Below are 398 nucleotides of genomic sequence, written 5' to 3' on the forward strand. Positions count from 1 at the left end.
CCGGAGGTCGCGGCCGCGGTCGACGCCGAGCTGCACCGCCAGCAGTCCACCCTGGAGATGATCGCGTCGGAGAACTTCGCTCCGCTCGCCGTCATCGAGGCCCAGGGCTCCGTCCTCACCAACAAGTACGCCGAGGGCTACCCCGGCCGCCGCTACTACGGCGGCTGTGAGCACGTCGACGTCACCGAACAGATCGCCATCGACCGCGTCAAGGCCCTCTTCGGCGCCGAGTACGCCAACGTCCAGCCCCACTCCGGCGCCTCCGCCAACCAGGCCGCCCTCTTCGCCCTCGCCCAGCCCGGCGACACCATCCTCGGCCTGGACCTCGCCCACGGCGGCCACCTCACCCACGGCATGCGCCTGAACTTCTCCGGCAAGCAGTTCAACGTCGTCCCCTA

At 70.1% G+C, this 398-nt stretch carries 1 pseudogene; it reads left to right on the forward strand.

Annotated elements, in window-relative coordinates:
* A pseudogene (locus M8J73_RS40680) lies at window positions 1–398 on the forward strand (serine hydroxymethyltransferase); the annotation flags it as partial.

The sequence above is a fragment of the Streptomyces neyagawaensis genome (genome assembly GCF_023516595.1).
Lineage (GTDB): Bacteria > Actinomycetota > Actinomycetes > Streptomycetales > Streptomycetaceae > Streptomyces > Streptomyces neyagawaensis.